Below are 17,575 nucleotides of genomic sequence, written 5' to 3'. Positions count from 1 at the left end.
CCTCAGAAATTGACACAGACCCTGCGGGGCGAACGGGCCGCGGCGCCGGTCCTGCCGTCGTCAACGTGACCCGCCTCTCAGGGTAGGCTGGAAAGATCGTGACAAACGGTCGTAAAGTCAATGACCCTTCAGGATTCGCAAGCGGTCGCCGATGCTCCTCGCCCGCGCGCCCGGCCAGGCCGGAGCCACAGTTCAGCCCTCTTCCTTGCGCATGGGAACGGAAGTCATGCGTGCGCCCGGCGCACCCGACCGCAACCGCCGCCCCATCGGCTACGGACGCATCACATGATCGAGCCGCATCGCCCATCTGTCTACGCGCGCCGCCTCGCCGCCGCGATCCGTGGCACCGCGATCCGTGGCACCGCGATCCGTGGCACCGCGATCCGTGGCACCGCAATCCTTGGCGCCGCGATTATCGGCGTCCCGCTTCCCGCCCTCGCGGACGGCCGGCTTACCGCGAAATACACCCTGTCCGTGGGCGGGGTGGAGCTCGGCCGCGGCTCCATCGTGGTGGAGGCGGGGGACGCCGCCTACGAGATCTCCGGCTCCGCGCGCGTCACCGGCGTATTGCGGGCCGTGTCCTCCGGCAAGGGCGTGGCGGCCGCCCGGGGCAACCTCTCCGGCAACAAGATGGTGCCGCGGGTCTATGCCATGAACGCGGAAGCCGACGGCAAGGCGGAAGTCGCGCGCATCGCCATGTCCGCGGGTGCGGTGAAGGAGATGGACGTCGAGCCGCCGCTCAAGCCGTTGCCCGACCGGGTGCCGCTGACCCCCGGCGTGCTGCAGAACGTCATCGATCCCATGAGCGGCGCCTTCATCTATGTGCCCGGCACCGCCGACCTGCTGTCGTCGGCGGCCTGCGAGCGTTCGATCCCGGTGTTCGACGGGCGCCAGCGCTACGACATCTCCCTTGCCTATGTGCGCACGGAGAAGGTGAAGGCGGACGGCTATACCGGGCCCGCCGTGGTCTGCTCGGTGCGCTATGCCCCCGTCGCGGGCCACAGGCCGACCCGCTACACCGTCAAATACATGATGGAAAACAAGGATATGCTGGTTTGGCTGGTGCCCGTCGCCGGCACCCGGCTTTTGGCGCCGTTCAAGGTGTCCGTCGCCACCCTGATCGGGACCGCGGTGCTGGAGGCGGAAAGCTTCGAGACCCAGGCGAAGGCCGATCCGGTGTCGGTGAGCGCGCCGCGTCCCTGATGCGGAATCCGCGCCTCGGCCGCCCATGCCACCATATCTCGTAGGGGGCGAAGCAGGAACGCGCATGCCCGCGCGATTCGGTCGCGATTCGTTCAGGCCCTGTTCCCATTCCCGCCGATCGAGCCCCTTTTCAGGAAACGCGAGCGTGTCCTTGACAGGGGCGCGTTGACACTGCCCCGAAGGCAGGTGTTCCCTGAGGCTGCGTGAGCGGTTCACGCGAGAGGACATCATGTCGAAACGCAGCAAGGGTGCGCAGAAGAAGGAAATCACGGCGCCGCGCGGCGTCGCCTCCCTGACCGAGGCCAAGGCCTGGATGGCCAGCCGGGGAATTACCGAGATCGAGTGCACGGTGCCCGACCTCGCCGGCGTGGCGCGGGGCAAGATCATGCCGGCCTCGAAATTCTTTTCGTCCCCCGTGATGAACCTGCCGCTCTCGGTCTTCTTCCAGACCATTTCGGGCGAGTATCCCGACTATGAGGGGCTCGTCGATTCGGTGGTGGCGGACAGCGACCTGGTCCTGGAGCCGGACCTCTCCACCCTGTGCTCCGTGCCCTGGGCGCAGGACCCGACCGCCCAGGTGATCCACGACGCCTTCCATCGCGACGGCCGTCCGGTGGAGGTCTCGCCCCGCCAGGTGCTCAAGCACGTCATCTCGCTCTACGAGAAGAAGGGCTGGAAGGCGGTGGTGGCGCCGGAGATCGAATTCTACCTGGTCGAGACCAACACCGACCCCGACTATCCGCTGAAGCCGCCGGTGGGGCGTTCCGGCCGGCCGGAGATCGGGCGGCAATCCTATTCGATCCAGGCGGTGAACGAGTTCGACGCACTGTTCGAGGACATCTACGATTATTCCGAGGCCCAGGGGCTCGAGATCGACACGCTGATCCACGAGGACGGCGCCGCGCAGATGGAGATCAACCTGCGCCACGGCGACCCGCTGACCCTGGCCGACCAGGTGTTCCTGTTCAAGCGCACCATCCGCGAGGCCGCGCTCGGCCACAAGATCTACGCCACCTTCATGGCCAAGCCCATCGCCAACGAGCCGGGCAGCGCCATGCACATCCACCAGTCGGTGATCTCCGCCGAGACCGGGCGGAACATCTTCTCCGACGATGACGGCGATCCCACGCCGGAATTCTTCTCCTTCATCGCCGGCCACCAGAAATATATGCCGGCGGTGATGTGCATCATGGCGCCCTACGTGAACTCCTATCGCCGGCTCACCCGCGATTCGATGGCGCCGATCAATCTCCAGTGGGGCTACGACAACCGCACCGCCGGCCTGCGCGTGCCGCCCTCCACCCCGGAGGCGAGGCGCCTGGAAAACCGCGTGCCCTCGTCCGATGCCAACCCCTATCTCGTCATCGCCGCGTCCCTCGCCTGCGGCTATCTCGGCATCATGGAGAACCTGCGGGCCACCGATCCGCTGGAGGGGGACGCGAAGAACCTCGACTTCGACCTGCCGCGCGGGCTTCTGGAGGCGGTGGCGGCCTTCGAGGAGAGCGAGGCCCTGTCCGAGGTGCTCGGCCGCCGCTTCGTCGCCACCTACGCGGCGGTCAAGCAGGCCGAGTTCGAGACCTTCATGCGGGTCATCTCGCCCTGGGAACGGGAGTACCTGCTGCTCAACGTCTGATGGAGCGTTGCTTCGGGCCAGATCCCGCGGGCCGCACGCCCGCGCGCAATGATAAGGAAGGGGGAACGCAATGATCCGCGTGACCGCCCCGCTGAATCCCGCCGGCCATGCCCGCTCCTGGTACGCGGCGACTGCGGTTCCCTGTCCCGCCTTCGCTCCCCTTAGGGGCGGCGCGAAGGCGGACGTGTGCGTGCTGGGCGGTGGCTATACGGGGCTGTCGGCGGCGCTGCATCTGGCCGAGGCCGGCTTCCGGGTGGTGTTGCTGGAGGCGGTCCGGGTCGGTTCGGGCGCCTCGGGGCGCAATGGCGGCCAGCTTCATTCAGGCCAGAGGCGCGACCAGGACTTTCTCGAGAAGGCCGTGGGCCTCGATGACGCCCGCAAGCTCTGGGACCTCGCCGAGGAGGCGAAGGCGTTGGTGCACGACCGCATCGCCCGCCACGCCATCGCCTGCGACTACCGGCCCGGTCTCATCCACGCCGACCACAAGCCGCACTTCGTCGCCGAGAGCCACGCTTATGCCCGGCGCCTTGCCGAGGTGTACGGCTACGACCAGGTGACGCCCCTCTCCCGCGAGGAATTGCGGGCGCTGGTGGGCAGCCCCGCCTATCACGGAGGGACGCTGGACCGGGGCGCGGGCCATCTCCACCCGCTCAACTTCGCCCTCGGCCTTGCCACGGCGGCGAGCGCCGCGGGGGTGGAGATCCACGAGGGCACCCGGGTGGCGAAGGTCGCGGATGGCCCCTCCGGGGTGAGCGTGACCACCGACACCGGCGGCACCGTCCATGCCGACTTTCTGCTCGAATGCGGCAACGGCCTGATGGACGGGCTGGACCGGCGGGTGGGGGCCCACGTCATGCCCATCTGCAACTACATCGCCGCCACCGAGCCCCTCGGCGCGCGGGCGCAGGAGATCATCGCCAATGACGCGGCGGTGGCGGACAGCAAGTTCGTCATCAACTATTTCCGCCTGAGCGCCGACGGGCGGCTGCTGTTCGGCGGCGGGGAGAGCTACCGGCGCTCGCTCCAGCCCGATGTGCCGGCCTTCGTGCGGCCGTTCATGCTGAAGATCTTCCCCCAGCTCGCCGACGTGCGGATCGATTACGGCTGGGGCGGGGTGCTCGCCATCACCCTGCCGCGCCTGCCCTTCGTGCGGCGCCTGTCGGACCATGTCCTGGTCTCGGCTGGCTATAGCGGGCAGGGGGTCGCGCTGGCGCCGCTGTTCGGCAAGATTCTCGCCGAGGCCGTGCGCGGCCAGATGGAGCGCTTCGACGTGCTCCAGCGCTTGCCGGTGCCGCCGTTTCCGGGCGGCACCCTCATGCGGTACCCGCTGCTGGTGGCGGGCCTGAGCTATTACGCCCTGCGCGACCGGCTCTAGATTGGGGAAAGAGGACGCCGCGTCCCCTCTCAACGTCCTTAAGGGCGATTTGCCGAGCAAATGGGTTCAGTTGCTCGGATCGCGCCTAGAGGCCGCCGAGCCGCCTGGCTTCCGCGAGGGCCTTGAGGCAGCCGGCCTCGTCGCCCGCGGCCTGTAGGTTGATGGCCTGGTTGAGGGCGCCGTAGGCGCCGGTCTGAGGCTCGCTGAGTCCGGCGGAGGAGAGCGAGCCCGGGGTGGGCTGCTGGTCGGTCTGCGCGCCGATGCTCTGCTGCTCTGTCGGCGGCTTCTGCGGACGGGGCAGGCGCGATTTCAGCTCGGCCTGCACGCCGACGATCTGCTCGAGGCAGGTCTGGGCCGAGGCGGGAGTGCCCCAGGCGAGCACGGCAAGGAACGGCGCCGCGGCGCAGGCGGCGGCACGGAGGAAGAGACGGGGAGGCATCGGCGAACCTCTGACTTTGACCTCGATCGGGGAGCGCGCCGGCCGGCAGCCCGGCGCAGCACCGAAGCATAGAGCAGATCGGGCCCGGCCCGCCATGCGGCGGAGCCGGGTTCCCGCATTGCGACGCCTCAGCCGTGCGGCGGCACCGTCCGGCGCCGCCGCACCAGCATGTTGAGCGCCTCGATGGCGGTGGAAAAGCCCATGGCGGCATAGACGTAGCCCTTGGGCACGTGGGCGCCGAAGCCTTCGGCGATCAGCGTCATGCCGATCATGATGAGGAAGCCGAGGGCGAGCATCACCACGGTGGGATTGGCCTCGATGAACTTCGCCAGCGGATCGGCGGCCAGGAGCATGCAGGTGACCGCCGCGATGACGGCGATGATCATGATCGGGATGTGCTCCGTCATGCCCACGGCGGTGATGATGCTGTCGATGGAGAAGACGAGGTCCAGCATCAGGATCTGGGCGATGGCGGCGGCGAAGCCGATGGTCACGCGGCTTTCCTTGACGTCCTCGGCATGGGTGACCGGATCCACGTTGTGATGGATCTCGGTGGTGGCCTTCCACACCAGGAACAGGCCGCCGGCGATGAGGATGAGGTCGCGCCATGAGAAGCCCTGTCCGAGGACCGAGAAGATCGGGGTCGTCAGCTTCACGATGATGGCGATGGTGCCGAGCAGCGCCAGGCGCAGCACCAAAGCGAGGCCGATGCCGATGCGCCGGGCCTTCGAGCGGTACTGCGGCGGCAGCTTGTTGGTGAGGATGGAGATGAAGATGAGGTTGTCGATGCCGAGCACGACTTCCATGGCCACCAGCGTCACCAGGGCCACCCAGGCGGCGGGGTCGGCGGCGAGTTGAAGGAGGTAGTCCATCACGGGGCACCCAGGAGCGATGAGGTTGCGGGAGAGGCGGCGCGGACCGGCGGCGCGTACACGCGGATGGCCGCCGGCCGGATGCGGAAATGCGCGGGGGTGAAGGTGACGAGCTCGCCATCGGTGTTGACGGGTCGGGGGCGGCTGGTCCGCACCACCACCTCGGTGGTGCGGAAGGCGCGCACGTCATCCCATTCGCCCTGCGTGCCCCGCCGGAGCGCGGGAAGGAGGGTCAGGAGCCGCCACCAATGGTCGACTTCAAGGCTGTAGAAATCCAGCTTTCCGTCGTCGGGGGCGGCCGAGGCCGCGACCGTCATGCCGCCCCCGTAATAGCGTCCGTTGCCCACCGAGACCTGCAGCGTGCGCACGGTCTCGACCTGGCCGTCATGCTCGATGAAGGCGGTGAAGAGCCGCGACTGCAGGAGCAGGCGGGCGGCGACGACGCCGTATCCCAATATTCCGAATTGCCGCTTGGCCTGCTGGGTCAGCGCGCGGGCGAGGTCGGCCGAGAAGCCGACGCTGGCGACGTTGAGGAAGGGATGGCCGTTGACCTCGCCGAGGTCGACGGCGCGCGGCTGCCCCGACACGATGAGGCGCGCCGCGGCGAGGGGATCGGGCGGGATGGCGAGGGTGCGGGCGAAGTCGTTGGCGGTGCCCAGCGGCAGGACGCCCAGCGGGAGCTGGGTGTCGAACAGGCCGGATGCGGCCGAGTTGAGGGTGCCGTCGCCGCCGCCGAGGATGATCAGGTCCACCTCTCCGGCGCGGGCCCGGATGAGATCGGACAGGGGGCGGTCCTGCGGGAGGTCGGCATCGATGAGGTGAAGGTCGTCGGACAGCGCGGCCCGCGCGGCCGTCAGCGATGCCGAGCCATTGCGGGCGCGGGGATTGACGACGAGGAGCGCGCGGCGCCGCCCGGCGCGATCGCTCGCGGAAGACGCAGCCGTCATGACGGCGGAAGAAAAAGCATGGGCGGTTCGGGTCCCAAAGAGTGCTGAGCACGCTGTGATCCGACATCACGCAGGTCGTCTGCGCCAGAGGGGCCCGGATCGGTTTCCGTAAAGTAGGGTGGGGGTGGAGGCCGCCAAGTCGGATGTGGCGCAATGTCGCGGGGTCCGGCGGGATCGACGGAGGGGCCGGAGGCAGGCCGGTTGTCCCGTTCGCAGCGCCGTCGCATCCGAAGGCCGGCCGAAATGAAAAAGGGAGGAGAGCGGGGGCGTTGCTCTCCTCCCTCGGTCCGATCAGCGCGTGGGTTGCGGAACCACGCGATTGACCGAACGGTTCAGTTCGATGAATGGAAGTTAGCCCAGTTCCGCGGCCTTGGCAACGGAGAACTGAACGGTTCGGTCAATTTTTTCCTTTCAAGGACTGTGGCGTGGGTGCAACCTGTTGGCCGGACATGGTGCGGCGGGCATTCGGAGCTTGCGCCGGGCGGGCGCCATCGCCGAGAACAGGGCGGGGAGAGAAAGCGACGTGAGCTTATGAGCGAGAGCGGTGCCGACGGGGACCTCAAGGTGCGCGCAGGCAACACGCGGGAGAGCCTGTCCGCCGCCGGGCAGGACCCCGAAAAGCGCAATCAGATCCTGGTGGGTGCGCGGGATGTGTTTTTCGATCGCGGCTTCGACGCTGCCAGCATGGGCGATATCGCGCGCGCGGCCGGAGTCTCCAAGGGCACCCTCTACGTTTATTTCGAGAACAAGGAAGACCTCTTCGCCGCCCTGGTCGCGAGCGAATGCGAGGAGACCGCAGAGCGGATGTTCGTGGTGGATGCCGAGGAAGAGGACGTGGAAACCGCCCTCACCAAGCTCGGCTATTCCTTCATCCACGCCGTCCTGCGCCCGAGCAGCATCGCGCTGCTGCGCACCGTCATCGCCATCTCTGCCAAGTTTCCCGACATCGGACGGCAATTCTTCGAGGCCGGCCCCTGCGAGGGGGTGAGCCGCCTGTCCCGCTTCCTCGCCGCCAAGGTGGAACAGGGGGTTCTCGACATTGACGACGTGGATCAGGCGGCGAGCCAGTTCCTCACCTTGTGCAAGGACGGCGTGACCATTCCCGTCCTCGTCGGCGCGCCGGACGCCCCCGACCCGGAATCGGTGGCGAAATCCGTACGGGGTGCGGTCCGCGTGTTCATGCGCGCCTATGGCGCCGACCGCTGCCGCCCGGACGCCTGAAGGCATCACGGCGCGGCGAGCACCGCACCCGCCGCGCACCGTGCGGCTCAAGATGCGGCTTTCTTGGGCACGGTCAGCCGACCTTCGGCATCGAATGGGAAGAAGGGATTGTGCGCCACTTCCCACAGGTGCCCGTCAGGATCGGCGAAATAGCCGCTCGTCCCGCCCCAGAAGACCTTCTGCGCCGGCTTCACCTGCGTGCCTCCGGCCGCAGCCGCACGGGCGATGAGTGCGGCCACCTCCTCTTCGCTTGCCACGTTGCAGGCGAGCGTCTGCCCGGCGAAACGCTGCGCGGGCTCGTCGGGAAGGGTTGCGTCCTCCGCGAGGCGATGGCGTGGGAACAGGCTCAGCACCACGTGCCCGGCCATGAAGAAGGCGACGCCCTCCGCTCCGGCGTCGCGCTGTTCGAGACCCATGGCCGAATAGAATGCGCAGGCGCGGGCGAGGTCACCGACGCCGAGGGTGACCAAATGGAGGCGCAGGGCTGGCGAAGGCGAAGTGGTCGGCACGGGCATGGGGCTCTCAATCGAACAGGGAAAGCTGCTGGCCGGGAGCGGCCGGACGGCGGAAATGGGTGGTGGTGAGCTTCATGCCCCGTCCCGCCAGGCCGAGGCGCCGGGCGGCGATCTCGAAGCGGCGGCCGATGGTCCACGCATAGGGGCCTTCGCCGCGCTGCCGCTTGCCGAAGGTGGCATCATAGTCCCGCCCGCCGTGCATCTGCCGGATGAGGCCCAGCACGTGCCGGGCCTTGTCGGGAAAATGCGCCACCAGCCATTCACGGAACAGGTCGGCGATCTCCAGCGGCAGGCGCAGCATGACGTAGCCGGCCTCGCAGGCGCCCGCGGCCTTGGCCGCGTCGAGGATGCGCTCCACCTCCATGTCGTTCAGCGCCGGGATGAGCGGGGCGGTGAGCACGGCCGTGGGGATGCCCGCGTCGGCGAGGCGGCGGATGGTGCCGAGCCGAACGTGCGGGCTCGCCGCCCTCGGCTCCATGGTCCGGGCGAGATGCGGGTCGAGGGTGGTGACGGAGATGGCCACCTTCACCAGGCCGCGCTCGGCCATGGGGGCGAGGATGTCGATGTCACGGGCCACCAGCGCCGACTTGGTCACGATGCCCACCGGATGGCCGAAATCCGCCAGCACCTCGAGAATGCGCCGCGTCACTTCGTAGCGCCGTTCGATGGGCTGGTAGGGGTCGGTGTTGGTGCCCATGGCGATGACGCGGGGCTGGTAGGAGGGGTGGGAGAGCTCCCGCGCCAGCAGTTCCGGTGCGTCCGGCTTTACGAACAGCTTGCTCTCGAAATCGAGGCCGGCGGAGAGGCCGTGATAGGCATGGGTCGGCCGCGCGAAACAATAGACGCATCCGTGCTCGCATCCGCGATAGGCGTTGATGGAGCGGTCGAAGGCGATGTCGGGTGACTGGTTGCGGGTGATGATCGTGCGCGCGCGTTCCTCCGTTACCTGCGTGCGGAAGGGGGGCAGCTCTTCGAGGCTCTGCCAGCCGTCGTCGAACAGCACCCGGGCCGCCGGCTCGAACCGCCCGGCGGCGTTGGACACCGCGCCGCGCCCACGCCGGCGCTCCGCCTCGACGCCCGCACCGCCCTCCCCGTGGAGCGCGGCGGGGACGGCAGGGGGCGGGAGCGCCCGCTCTTCCGCGAGGCGGCCGACAATGCGCGCCGACCGCGGCTCGGTCACCGCGAGCGGCGCCGCCTTCACCTTCCGCGCCGGGGGGGCTGGCTTGTCCCTCGGCGCGCCGTCGTCCGCAGGCGGGGACCGGCGTGCTGTGCGAGAGCGGGAATCACGATCGGGCATCATAAAAAAAGGCTAGCACCGCGCCGCGAACAAAACAAGAACATACGATGCCAGGCCAACGTGTTCTTCATATCGGACAATCGCTTCAGCCGAGCCCGCGGCACTCCCCCGGATTTTGGTGGCATATTGTACACCACAATGCGGTTGCCAGAAATTCGCAACTCCGCTAAAGGCCAATACAAACGCTGGAGCAGGGGGAAAAGATGGCTGACCACGCCACGGCCGAGTATGCCACCGCGGATGGCAACGACTACGCCGAACACGAGAGCACCTACGTCCTTTTCACCGCCCTGACCAAATGGGGCGCGATCGGCGTCGCTATCATCCTCGCCCTCATGTGGATCTTCCTCCTCTGACCCGCTGATGGGCGGGAGCACCGGAGACATTTCAGATGAAAATCGCTGTCCCCGCCGAGATTGATCTCGGCGAGCCGCGGGTCGCTGCGACCCCGGATACGGTGAAGCGTCTCGTCGCGCTTGGCGCCGACGTGGCGGTGGAGACCGGCGCGGGCGTGAAGTCCGGCATTCTCGATGCCGACTATGTGGCGGCAGGCGCCACCATCGCGCCGTCGGCGTCGGATGCGCTGTACGGCGCGGACGTGGTACTGAAGGTGCGCCGCCCGACGGAAGCCGAACTTTCGTCGTACAAGCCCGGCGCGCTGCTTCTGGCCATCCTCGACCCGTACGGCAATGACGAGGCGCTGGCGACGCTGGCCCGCTACAACGTCAACGCCTTCGCCATGGAGCTGATGCCCCGCATCACCCGGGCCCAGGTGATGGACGTGCTGTCCTCCCAGGCGAACCTTGCCGGCTACCGCGCGGTGATCGACGCCGCCGCGGAGTTCAACCGAGCCCTGCCGCAGATGATGACCGCCGCCGGCACCGTACCCGCGGCGCGCGTCTTCGTCATGGGGGCGGGCGTGGCCGGGCTCCAGGCCATCGCCACCGCCCGCCGCCTCGGTGCCATCGTGACCGCCACCGACGTGCGCCCCGCCGCCAAGGAGCAGGTCGCCTCCCTCGGCGCCAAGTTCGTCGCGGTGGAGGACGACGAGTTCAAGCAGGCGGAGACCGCCGCCGGCTATGCCAAGCCCATGTCCGCCGAGTACCAGGCCAAGCAGGCCGCCCTCGTCGCCGACCACGTGAAGAAGCAGGACATCGTCATCACCACCGCCTTGATCCCCGGCCGGCCCGCGCCGCGCCTGATCTCGGCGGAGATGGTGGCCTCCATGAAGCCGGGCTCGGTGATCGTGGACCTCGCGGTGGAGCGTGGCGGCAATGTCGCCGGCGCGGTCCCCGGCGAGGTGGTCGAGGTGGGCAACGTCAAGATCGTCGGCCACCTCAACGTGCCCGGCCGGATCGCCGCCTCGTCCTCTCCGCTCTATGCCAAGAACCTGTTCAACTTCTTCGAGACGATGGTGGACAAGGCCTCCAAGTCCCTCGCCGTGAAGTGGGAGGATGAGCTGGTCAAGGCAACGCTCATCACCCGCGACGGCGCCGTCGTGCACCCCAATTTCGCCCCGAAGACCGAGGGAGCGGCCTGATGAACCCCAATCCACAGCTGGCGGCCGACGCCGCACAACAGGCGCGCTACGCGGCCGAGGTGGCGCGACAGGCGGCGGAAGCCGCCCAGATGTATGCCGATCAGGCCGCCACCGCCCTTGGCGGTGTCGCGCATGCCGCCACCGGAGGCGCGATCGACCCGTTCGTGTTCCGCCTCTCCATCTTCGTGCTCGCCGTGTTCGTGGGCTATTACGTGGTGTGGTCGGTGACCCCGGCGCTGCACACCCCGCTGATGAGCGTCACCAACGCCATCTCCTCGGTGATCGTGGTGGGCGCGCTGCTCGCGGTGGGCGTGACCACGGTGGGCGACAGCGCCCATGCCTGGGGAGCGCGCATCTTCGGTTTCGTCGCGCTCGTCTTCGCCTCGGTGAACATCTTCGGCGGGTTCCTCGTGACCAGCCGGATGCTCGCCATGTACTCCAAGAAGAAGTGAGGCGGGGGACATGAACGCGAACCTCGCCGCCCTTCTCTATCTGGTCGCCGGCATCCTCTTCATCCTGGCGCTCCGCGGCCTGTCCCACCCCACCACCTCGCGGCAGGGCAACCTGTTCGGCATGGTGGGCATGGGCATCGCCATCCTCACCACGCTGGCCCTGTCGCCGCCGTCGGATCTCTTCGGCTGGGTGCTGGTGCTTGCCGGCATCGGCATCGGCGGTGGCATCGGCGCGGTGGTGGCCAAGCGCATCGCCATGACGCAGATGCCGCAGCTCGTGGCCGCCTTCCACTCGCTGGTGGGTCTCGCGGCGGTGCTGGTGGCGGCGGCGGCCCTCTATGCGCCGCGCGCCTTCGGCATCGGCGATCCAGGGCACCTGCACGGCGCGAGCCTGGTGGAGATGTCGCTGGGTGTGGCCATCGGCGCCATCACCTTCACCGGCTCGATCATCGCCTTCGCCAAGCTCAACGGCAACATGAGCGGCAAGCCGATCATGCTGCCGGCGCGGCACCTCATCAATGCCGGCCTCGGCATCCTGCTGCTGGTCCTGATCATCGCCTTCGTGCTCACCGGCTCGATCACGCTGTTCTGGATCATCACGGCGGTGTCGCTGGTGCTCGGCGGGCTGCTCATCATCCCCATCGGCGGCGCGGACATGCCCGTCGTGGTGTCGATGCTGAACTCCTACTCGGGTTGGGCGGCGGCCGGCATCGGCTTCACCCTGGGCAACACCGCGCTCATCATCACCGGCGCGCTGGTGGGCTCCTCGGGCGCCATCCTCTCCTACATCATGTGCAAGGGGATGAACCGCTCCTTCATCTCCGTCATCCTCGGCGGCTTCGGCGGCGACGCCGCGGCGGCCGGCGGCGGCGGGCAGGCGGAAGCCCGCCCGGTGAAGCAGGGCTCGGCGGACGACGCGGCCTACATCATGAAGAACGCCGAGAAGGTGATCATCGTGCCGGGCTACGGCATGGCGGTGGCCCAGGCCCAGCACGCGCTGCGCGAGATGGCCGACCTCCTCAAGGCGGAGGGCGTCGAGGTGAAGTACGCCATCCACCCGGTGGCGGGCCGCATGCCGGGCCACATGAACGTGCTCCTCGCCGAGGCCCAGGTGCCCTACGACGAGGTGTTCGAGCTCGAGGACATCAACTCCGAGTTCGCCCAGGCGGACGTGGCCTTCGTCATCGGCGCCAACGACGTGACCAACCCGGCCGCCAAGACCGACCCGCAGTCGCCCATCTTCGGCATGCCCATCCTCGACGTGGAGAAGGCCAAGACGGTCCTCTTCATCAAGCGCGGCATGGCGGCCGGCTACGCCGGCGTGGAGAACGAGCTGTTCTTCAAGGACAACACCATGATGCTCTTCGGCGACGCCAAGAAAGTCACCGAGGAAGTGGTCAAGGCGCTGGGCCACTGACGCATGCGTCCCGTGCAGCCTCCCTCCGGGAGGCCGCATGTTTTTCGAGGGCCGTTCCGCATCTGTGGAGCGGCCCTTTGTCTTTCCGGCCCGGCGGGCCCCGGAACGCCTTGACTGCCTACCACTTCTTAATCAGAAGCACATAAGGTCGCGCTCGGGATCTGGTGTCAGGATCCGGGCGAAACGCATCGACCCGCCTGCGGACACCGGTTACAGGCTTCAACAAGGTGAATGTGCGCGACGGGCCACCTTGCGAATCAGGCCGGCCTTTGCGCGCTCTCACATCTGATTCTTGGGGACTTGGGGGCGATGACACGTTGGACCCACGGCCTGGTCAACCGGCTCGTCCTTCTGTGCGACCTTGTCATGGCAGTGCTTGCGGCGGTGGTTGCGCACTGGCGGTGGGAGTTCCTCTCCTGGAGCCAGATGGCGATCCTGTGGGTGATCGGCGCGGTCACCTTCGTGCAGATCCTGCAGCTCGGCCGCGGCTACCGGGTCGAGCATTATGTGCGCCCGCTGCGCCAGATCGGCCACCTCGCCGTGGCCGGGGCGCCGGCGGGTGCGGTCGTCGCCATCTGCTACTACGCCCTCATCCCGATTGGTGACACCAATCTGGCCGCCTTGCTCGGCTGGGGCGCGGTCACCGCGATCGCCCTCATCCTCGGCCGCCTCGTCCTGGTGCGTATCGGCATGGGCCTGGTGCACAGCCACGCGGTGCTCCGGCGCAACGTGGTGCTCATCGGTGATCTCGACCGGGCCCGCGACCTGGTCCGCCGCTATGGCGAGGAAGAGGGCGCCGGCGGCCTTCTCACCTTCACGGCCCTGTTCGACGACGCCCATCCGATGGGCGCGCCGGCGCTGCCGGGGGCGCAGGACGATTTGCCCGTTCTCGGCGGTCTCAAGGACCTGCTCGAATACGTGAAGCACAATCCCGTCGACATCGTGGTGGTGACCAAGAGCTGGGACGACCCGCAGGCGATCAGCTCCATCGCCAACCAGATGTTCCAGATTGCCGCGGACGTGATCGTGGAGCTCGATCCCGATCGCTTCATGCTGAACTACGCCAACCTGACGCGGATCGCCGGGGAGCCGGCCCTGCAGGTGCAACAGCAGCCGCTCAAGGGCTCCCTCGGCCTGCTCAAGGGGGTCGAGGACTATGTGGTCGCCGCCATCGGCCTCATGCTCACCGCCCCGATCCTCCTCATCGCGGCCATCGCCATCAAGCTCGATTCGCCCGGGCCGATTCTCTTCCGCCAACCGCGTGTGGGCCTGAACAACCGCGTGTTCCAGTGCTACAAGCTGCGGACCATGCGGGTCGACCCCTCCGACGACGGCTCCAAGGGCACGTCCAAGGCCGATCCGCGCATTACCAAGGTGGGGGCCTTCCTGCGGGCCTCTTCCATCGACGAACTGCCCCAGCTTATCAACGTGATGAAGGGGGAGATGTCGGTGGTGGGCCCCCGCCCGCACGTGCCCAACATGCAGGTGGCGAGCAACGTGCGCTACGAGGCCATCCGCCAGTATGTGGCCCGCTACCGGATGAAGCCGGGCATTACCGGCTGGGCGCAGATCAACGGCATGCGTGGCGGCATCAACACCCTGGAGAAGGCCGAGCGGGGCGTCGAGCTCGACCTGTTCTACATCGAGCACTGGTCCATATGGTTCGACATCAGAATCATGCTTCTCACCATCACCAAGGGCATGGCCGGGCCGTCCGTCTTCTAACGCTCCTCCTGGTCTTCCTTGGCATGGCGGCTTCGGCCGGCGGCGCGCGCGCCGAGGACACGGCGCGCCCTTTCCTCGCCTATCTGGCCTCATGGACAGAAGTGAAGACCGACGATCCCGAGGCCACCCGTCTCGCCCGGCTGCCGGGCTACATCACCCACGTGGCGCTCGGCTTCACCCGGCCGGACCTCGCCTATGACGGCAACCTCGATCTCTCGCGCACCGGCCTGCTCTTTCCGTTTTCCGGGCAGGTGCTGAAGGGGGCGATCGCCACATTACACCAACGTCACCCCACGGTGCGGGTGCTCGTCTCCGTCGGCGGGTGGGGTCACTTCGGATGGGACGCGCGCAATTTCGAGGCCCTCGCCCGGTTGGTGAAGGATCTCGGCGCCGACGGCGTCGACCTCGACTACGAGACGCCGGACTCGGGCTGCACCCGCACCCCGGACGGGCGCGTCGCCTGCGCTGACGATGCTCGCGCCATCGCGGTTCTGGCGGATCTGCGCCGCGTCCTGCCGCGCCCCTATGTGGTATCCGTGGCGGGCTGGAGCGTCGGCGCCTATGGCGAGGGCACCTTCGCCACCGCCGAGCCGCGCTACGGCCCCTATGTGGGCATGATGCTCGCCGTGCTCCGTTCGCCGCAGGCGCGCGGCATCGACCTTGTCTCCATCATGGCCTACGACGCGGGCCCGACCTTCCGGCCGGAGCAGGCGTTCCGCGCCTATCGCCACCTCTGGAAGGGGCCGCTGGCGCTCGGCATCCCGGTGATGCCGTCCGAGTCGGGTGGCCCGCGCTTTACCGTCGAACGCACGGCACGGCAGTTCTTGGAGGTGCTCGGCGATCCGCAGGGCGGGGCCATGCTCTACGCCATCGGCCTCGAGCCGCCCGGTCCGCCGGGACCGGACAATCCGGACTATCGCTCCCTCGCCCTCACCATCTGCGTGAGCCTCGGGCTCAAGGACTGCGCCGCGCCGATGCCGTGACGGCGGCGAGGCGGCGCGCTTTCGCACGGATGGGCGCGGCCTTGCCCAGGCGCGTTGTTTCAACGCGTTGTCCTTCAGCCTTCAGGAATCCGCCTCGCTCGAAAGCCCTCCAACTCTAAGATGGATAACGCGTTTTCCGATCAGCTTGCGAGGCAGCCGATCGGCGCGTGCGCTAGCGTCGGCCTTCCACGGTATCCACGAGCTCGGCCATGGCGCAGGTGATGTGGTAGAGCGAGCTGCCGGGCGCCGGCATGGGCACGAAGGTGCCATCGGGGTTCAGCACGTCCTGCCACGTGCCGGGAACGGGCATGTCGAGATAGAGCTTGAGGCCCTGATAGGCACGCCGGGCCTCGCGCTCCTCGTCCGGGCGACCGGTGCGGCGCAATCGGGCGAGCGCCACCTTCAACCGTTCCGTCTGCGGCCAGAGGCGGGCGGTGGCCTTGTGCACCGAGCCGTCGGTCAGCACCTCGTTGATGGCCACGTCCTGTACCGGATCGATGCCGGTGCGCCGGCCGAAGGCGACGAGGCGGTCGGAAATCTCGGCGCCGGGCCAGCCCCAGGCCGAAAGTCCCTCGAACAGCCACGCCCATTCGAAGCAGTGTCCCGGCTCCACGATGGTGCCGTCGATGCCAGGGGCGGGCACGAGGTCCTGCGTGAAATATTCAATCAGCGCGCCCGTGGCCGGGTCGATGAAGCGGTCGCGGCACAGGGTCGCCATCTCCTCGGCCAGCGCCTTCCAGCGCGGTCTGCCGGTCACGGCGAAGAGGGCCGAGAAGGCCTCGAAGAAATGCATGTGAGGGTTCTGGTGGCGGAACGGGCGGGGAATGTCGTGCTCGACAAAGCCGCCGGCCGGATGCCGCCAGCCGTGCTCCAGCGCATCCGCTTGCCCTTCCGCGACCTCGAGCAGATCGGGCCGGCTCAGCGCCCGGCCCGCATGACCGAGGCAGAACAGCATGAAGGCCTGGTCGTAGAGATCGGCCCGCTTGTCCAGCACCTGCCCATCGGCGGTGAAGCGATGGATGAACAGGTCGTCCGGACGCCGTCCGTGGGCAAGCAGATAATCCATCGTCTCGCCGGCCAGCGCCTGCCACGGCCCGTCCCAACCGAGCCGGCCCATCTCGCAGAAGGCATAGACATGGCGCGCCTGCACGAACAGGCGGCGCGGCGCGTCGTCCGGTGCGCCGGCGCTATCGAGGCGCTCGGCGAACAGCCCCTTGGGGTGACGCCCCCTGCTCGCCCACAAGGGCGCCGCCGCTCCGAACATCCAGGCGCGGGCATCTTCGGCGAGATCGGCGAGGGGGTGGGCCTGTGCGGCGGGGCGGGTCATGGCCGCGGCTCCGGATGAGGAAGACGAGTCACGGGACGAGGGGGCGGGCGAAGGCGAGGAGATCACCGCCGGGAAACAGGTGGCCGGCGATGCCCGCCGCGGCCGCCGCTTCCATGTCGGAAGGCTGGTCGCCGATGAGCAGGCTGCGCGCCGTGTCCACCGGCCAGCGGGCGAGGAGGTCGAGGATCATGCCCGGCGCCGGCTTGCGCCAGGGATGAGCGGCGCGATAGGCCTCGACGGTGGCTTCCGGGTGGAACGGGCAATAGCGCCAGTCGTCCACCCATGCTCCCCCCTCCGCCAGTTGCCGGGCCATGAAGTGGTGCAGGGCGTCCACGTCTGCCTCGCCATAGTAGCCACGGGCGACCCCCGACTGGTTGGTGACCACGAAGACGAGGTAGCCGCTGTCGTTGAACAGTCGCACCGCCGCCTGTGCGCCGGGCACCCAGCGCAAGTCCTCCGGCCGATGGGCATAGCCCGTGTTCACGTTGAGCACTCCGTCGCGGTCGAAGAACACCGCAGGCCGGCGCGGGGGTGGGGGGCTCAAGAAAGATCTCCCGTCAGTCTGGCATTGTCCGGGCTGTTCCCGCATTCCGGAGCCAGCCTAACCCGGCGCTGCATCGCGCAGGCGG

General features: G+C 68.3%; 17 protein-coding genes. 10 read left to right on the top strand and 7 right to left on the bottom strand.

Annotated elements, in window-relative coordinates; all coding sequences use genetic code 11:
* Window positions 1-285 precede the first annotated feature (285 nt).
* The 3 genes from EZH22_RS04905 to EZH22_RS04895 all read left to right on the top strand — a co-directional run bounded on the left by EZH22_RS04905 (window position 286) and on the right by EZH22_RS04895 (window position 4,211).
* Window positions 286-1,203, top strand: coding sequence for a DUF3108 domain-containing protein (locus EZH22_RS04905; protein WP_203194642.1), 918 nt, complete (start codon window positions 286-288; stop codon window positions 1,201-1,203).
* A gap of 229 nt (window positions 1,204-1,432) precedes the next feature.
* A complete protein-coding gene (locus tag EZH22_RS04900; protein WP_203194641.1) occupies window positions 1,433-2,836 on the top strand; it encodes a glutamine synthetase family protein in 1,404 nt (467 codons plus the stop codon).
* Between the two features lie 70 nt (window positions 2,837-2,906).
* Window positions 2,907-4,211, top strand: a complete 1,305-nt coding sequence (locus tag EZH22_RS04895; protein ID WP_203194640.1) for an NAD(P)/FAD-dependent oxidoreductase — start codon at window positions 2,907-2,909, stop codon at window positions 4,209-4,211.
* 85 nt (window positions 4,212-4,296) lie between these two features.
* Here EZH22_RS04895 and EZH22_RS04890 read toward each other — a convergent pair whose 3' ends face one another.
* From EZH22_RS04890 to EZH22_RS04880, 3 genes are all read right to left on the bottom strand, one after another.
* On the bottom strand, window positions 4,297-4,650 hold the full coding sequence (locus EZH22_RS04890) for a hypothetical protein (protein ID WP_203194639.1): 354 nt from the start codon (window positions 4,648-4,650) through the stop codon (window positions 4,297-4,299).
* Window positions 4,651-4,778: 128 nt separating this feature from the next.
* Window positions 4,779-5,522 (bottom strand): TerC family protein, encoded by a 744-nt coding sequence (locus EZH22_RS04885; RefSeq protein ID WP_203194638.1) that lies wholly within the window; start codon window positions 5,520-5,522, stop codon window positions 4,779-4,781.
* Window positions 5,522-6,469: a lipid kinase gene (locus EZH22_RS04880; protein ID WP_203194637.1), complete on the bottom strand. Its 948-nt coding sequence runs from the start codon at window positions 6,467-6,469 to the stop codon at window positions 5,522-5,524. The genes EZH22_RS04885 and EZH22_RS04880 overlap by 1 nt, the downstream gene beginning before the upstream one ends.
* Window positions 6,470-7,000: 531 nt before the next feature.
* Here EZH22_RS04880 and EZH22_RS04875 point away from each other — a divergent pair.
* The gene (locus tag EZH22_RS04875; RefSeq protein ID WP_203194636.1) at window positions 7,001-7,690 is read left to right on the top strand and encodes a TetR/AcrR family transcriptional regulator; all 690 of its coding nucleotides are present in this window, start codon (window positions 7,001-7,003) and stop codon (window positions 7,688-7,690) included.
* A 47-nt stretch (window positions 7,691-7,737) separates the two neighbouring features.
* On the opposite strand, the gene EZH22_RS04870 is transcribed toward EZH22_RS04875, so the two are convergent.
* Together EZH22_RS04870 and EZH22_RS04865 are read right to left on the bottom strand one after the other, a co-directional pair.
* Window positions 7,738-8,205 (bottom strand): VOC family protein, encoded by a 468-nt coding sequence (locus tag EZH22_RS04870; RefSeq protein ID WP_203194635.1) that lies wholly within the window; start codon window positions 8,203-8,205, stop codon window positions 7,738-7,740.
* A 7-nt stretch (window positions 8,206-8,212) separates the two neighbouring features.
* Complete coding sequence (locus tag EZH22_RS04865; protein ID WP_333473682.1) at window positions 8,213-9,406, bottom strand: PA0069 family radical SAM protein; 1,194 nt, start codon at window positions 9,404-9,406, stop codon at window positions 8,213-8,215.
* 299 nt (window positions 9,407-9,705) lie between these two features.
* Here EZH22_RS04865 and EZH22_RS04860 point away from each other — a divergent pair, with 299 nt between their 5' ends.
* The 6 genes from EZH22_RS04860 (at window position 9,706) to EZH22_RS04835 (ending at window position 15,619) form a co-directional block, all read left to right on the top strand.
* Window positions 9,706-9,858, top strand: a complete 153-nt coding sequence (locus EZH22_RS04860; RefSeq protein ID WP_203194634.1) for an aa3-type cytochrome c oxidase subunit IV — start codon at window positions 9,706-9,708, stop codon at window positions 9,856-9,858.
* Between the two features lie 35 nt (window positions 9,859-9,893).
* Window positions 9,894-11,042, top strand: a complete 1,149-nt coding sequence (locus EZH22_RS04855; RefSeq protein ID WP_203194633.1) for a Re/Si-specific NAD(P)(+) transhydrogenase subunit alpha — start codon at window positions 9,894-9,896, stop codon at window positions 11,040-11,042.
* Window positions 11,042-11,494 (top strand): proton-translocating transhydrogenase family protein, encoded by a 453-nt coding sequence (locus EZH22_RS04850; protein WP_203194632.1) that lies wholly within the window; start codon window positions 11,042-11,044, stop codon window positions 11,492-11,494. The genes EZH22_RS04855 and EZH22_RS04850 overlap by 1 nt, the downstream gene beginning before the upstream one ends.
* 10 nt (window positions 11,495-11,504) lie before the next feature.
* On the top strand, window positions 11,505-12,911 hold the full coding sequence (locus EZH22_RS04845) for an NAD(P)(+) transhydrogenase (Re/Si-specific) subunit beta (protein ID WP_203194631.1): 1,407 nt from the start codon (window positions 11,505-11,507) through the stop codon (window positions 12,909-12,911).
* Window positions 12,912-13,220: 309 nt separating this feature from the next.
* Window positions 13,221-14,636: an exopolysaccharide biosynthesis polyprenyl glycosylphosphotransferase gene (locus EZH22_RS04840; protein WP_203194630.1), complete on the top strand. Its 1,416-nt coding sequence runs from the start codon at window positions 13,221-13,223 to the stop codon at window positions 14,634-14,636.
* 23 nt (window positions 14,637-14,659) lie between these two features.
* Window positions 14,660-15,619 (top strand): glycosyl hydrolase family 18 protein, encoded by a 960-nt coding sequence (locus tag EZH22_RS04835; protein ID WP_203194629.1) that lies wholly within the window; start codon window positions 14,660-14,662, stop codon window positions 15,617-15,619.
* A gap of 172 nt (window positions 15,620-15,791) precedes the next feature.
* Here EZH22_RS04835 and EZH22_RS04830 read toward each other — a convergent pair whose 3' ends face one another.
* Both EZH22_RS04830 and EZH22_RS04825 read right to left on the bottom strand, forming a co-directional pair.
* On the bottom strand, window positions 15,792-16,946 hold the full coding sequence (locus tag EZH22_RS04830) for an AGE family epimerase/isomerase (RefSeq protein WP_203194628.1): 1,155 nt from the start codon (window positions 16,944-16,946) through the stop codon (window positions 15,792-15,794).
* A gap of 28 nt (window positions 16,947-16,974) precedes the next feature.
* Window positions 16,975-17,490, bottom strand: a complete 516-nt coding sequence (locus EZH22_RS04825; RefSeq protein WP_231711301.1) for an HAD family hydrolase — start codon at window positions 17,488-17,490, stop codon at window positions 16,975-16,977.
* Between the last annotated feature and the right edge of the window lie 85 nt (window positions 17,491-17,575).

Origin of the sequence: Xanthobacter dioxanivorans (assembly GCF_016807805.1) — a bacterium.
Taxonomy (GTDB): domain Bacteria; phylum Pseudomonadota; class Alphaproteobacteria; order Rhizobiales; family Xanthobacteraceae; genus Xanthobacter; species Xanthobacter dioxanivorans.
Note: the sequence above shows the minus strand (reverse complement) of the source record. Positions and strands in the feature narration are given on the sequence as shown.

What these genes read in the sequence shown, in the direction of transcription:
- EZH22_RS04830 (WP_203194628.1), bottom strand. Translation starts at nt 16,946, where the DNA reads ATGACCCGCCCCGCCGCACAGGCCCACCCCCTCGCCGATCTCGCCGAA.
- EZH22_RS04900 (WP_203194641.1), top strand. Translation starts at nt 1,433, where the DNA reads ATGTCGAAACGCAGCAAGGGTGCGCAGAAGAAGGAAATCACGGCGCCG.
- EZH22_RS04890 (WP_203194639.1), bottom strand. Translation starts at nt 4,650, where the DNA reads ATGCCTCCCCGTCTCTTCCTCCGTGCCGCCGCCTGCGCCGCGGCGCCG.
- EZH22_RS04855 (WP_203194633.1), top strand. Translation starts at nt 9,894, where the DNA reads ATGAAAATCGCTGTCCCCGCCGAGATTGATCTCGGCGAGCCGCGGGTC.
- EZH22_RS04895 (WP_203194640.1), top strand. Translation starts at nt 2,907, where the DNA reads ATGATCCGCGTGACCGCCCCGCTGAATCCCGCCGGCCATGCCCGCTCC.
- EZH22_RS04845 (WP_203194631.1), top strand. Translation starts at nt 11,505, where the DNA reads ATGAACGCGAACCTCGCCGCCCTTCTCTATCTGGTCGCCGGCATCCTC.
- EZH22_RS04875 (WP_203194636.1), top strand. Translation starts at nt 7,001, where the DNA reads ATGAGCGAGAGCGGTGCCGACGGGGACCTCAAGGTGCGCGCAGGCAAC.
- EZH22_RS04860 (WP_203194634.1), top strand. Translation starts at nt 9,706, where the DNA reads ATGGCTGACCACGCCACGGCCGAGTATGCCACCGCGGATGGCAACGAC.
- EZH22_RS04870 (WP_203194635.1), bottom strand. Translation starts at nt 8,205, where the DNA reads ATGCCCGTGCCGACCACTTCGCCTTCGCCAGCCCTGCGCCTCCATTTG.
- EZH22_RS04905 (WP_203194642.1), top strand. Translation starts at nt 286, where the DNA reads ATGATCGAGCCGCATCGCCCATCTGTCTACGCGCGCCGCCTCGCCGCC.
- EZH22_RS04880 (WP_203194637.1), bottom strand. Translation starts at nt 6,469, where the DNA reads ATGACGGCTGCGTCTTCCGCGAGCGATCGCGCCGGGCGGCGCCGCGCG.
- EZH22_RS04835 (WP_203194629.1), top strand. Translation starts at nt 14,660, where the DNA reads ATGGCGGCTTCGGCCGGCGGCGCGCGCGCCGAGGACACGGCGCGCCCT.
- EZH22_RS04885 (WP_203194638.1), bottom strand. Translation starts at nt 5,522, where the DNA reads ATGGACTACCTCCTTCAACTCGCCGCCGACCCCGCCGCCTGGGTGGCC.
- EZH22_RS04850 (WP_203194632.1), top strand. Translation starts at nt 11,042, where the DNA reads ATGAACCCCAATCCACAGCTGGCGGCCGACGCCGCACAACAGGCGCGC.
- EZH22_RS04840 (WP_203194630.1), top strand. Translation starts at nt 13,221, where the DNA reads ATGACACGTTGGACCCACGGCCTGGTCAACCGGCTCGTCCTTCTGTGC.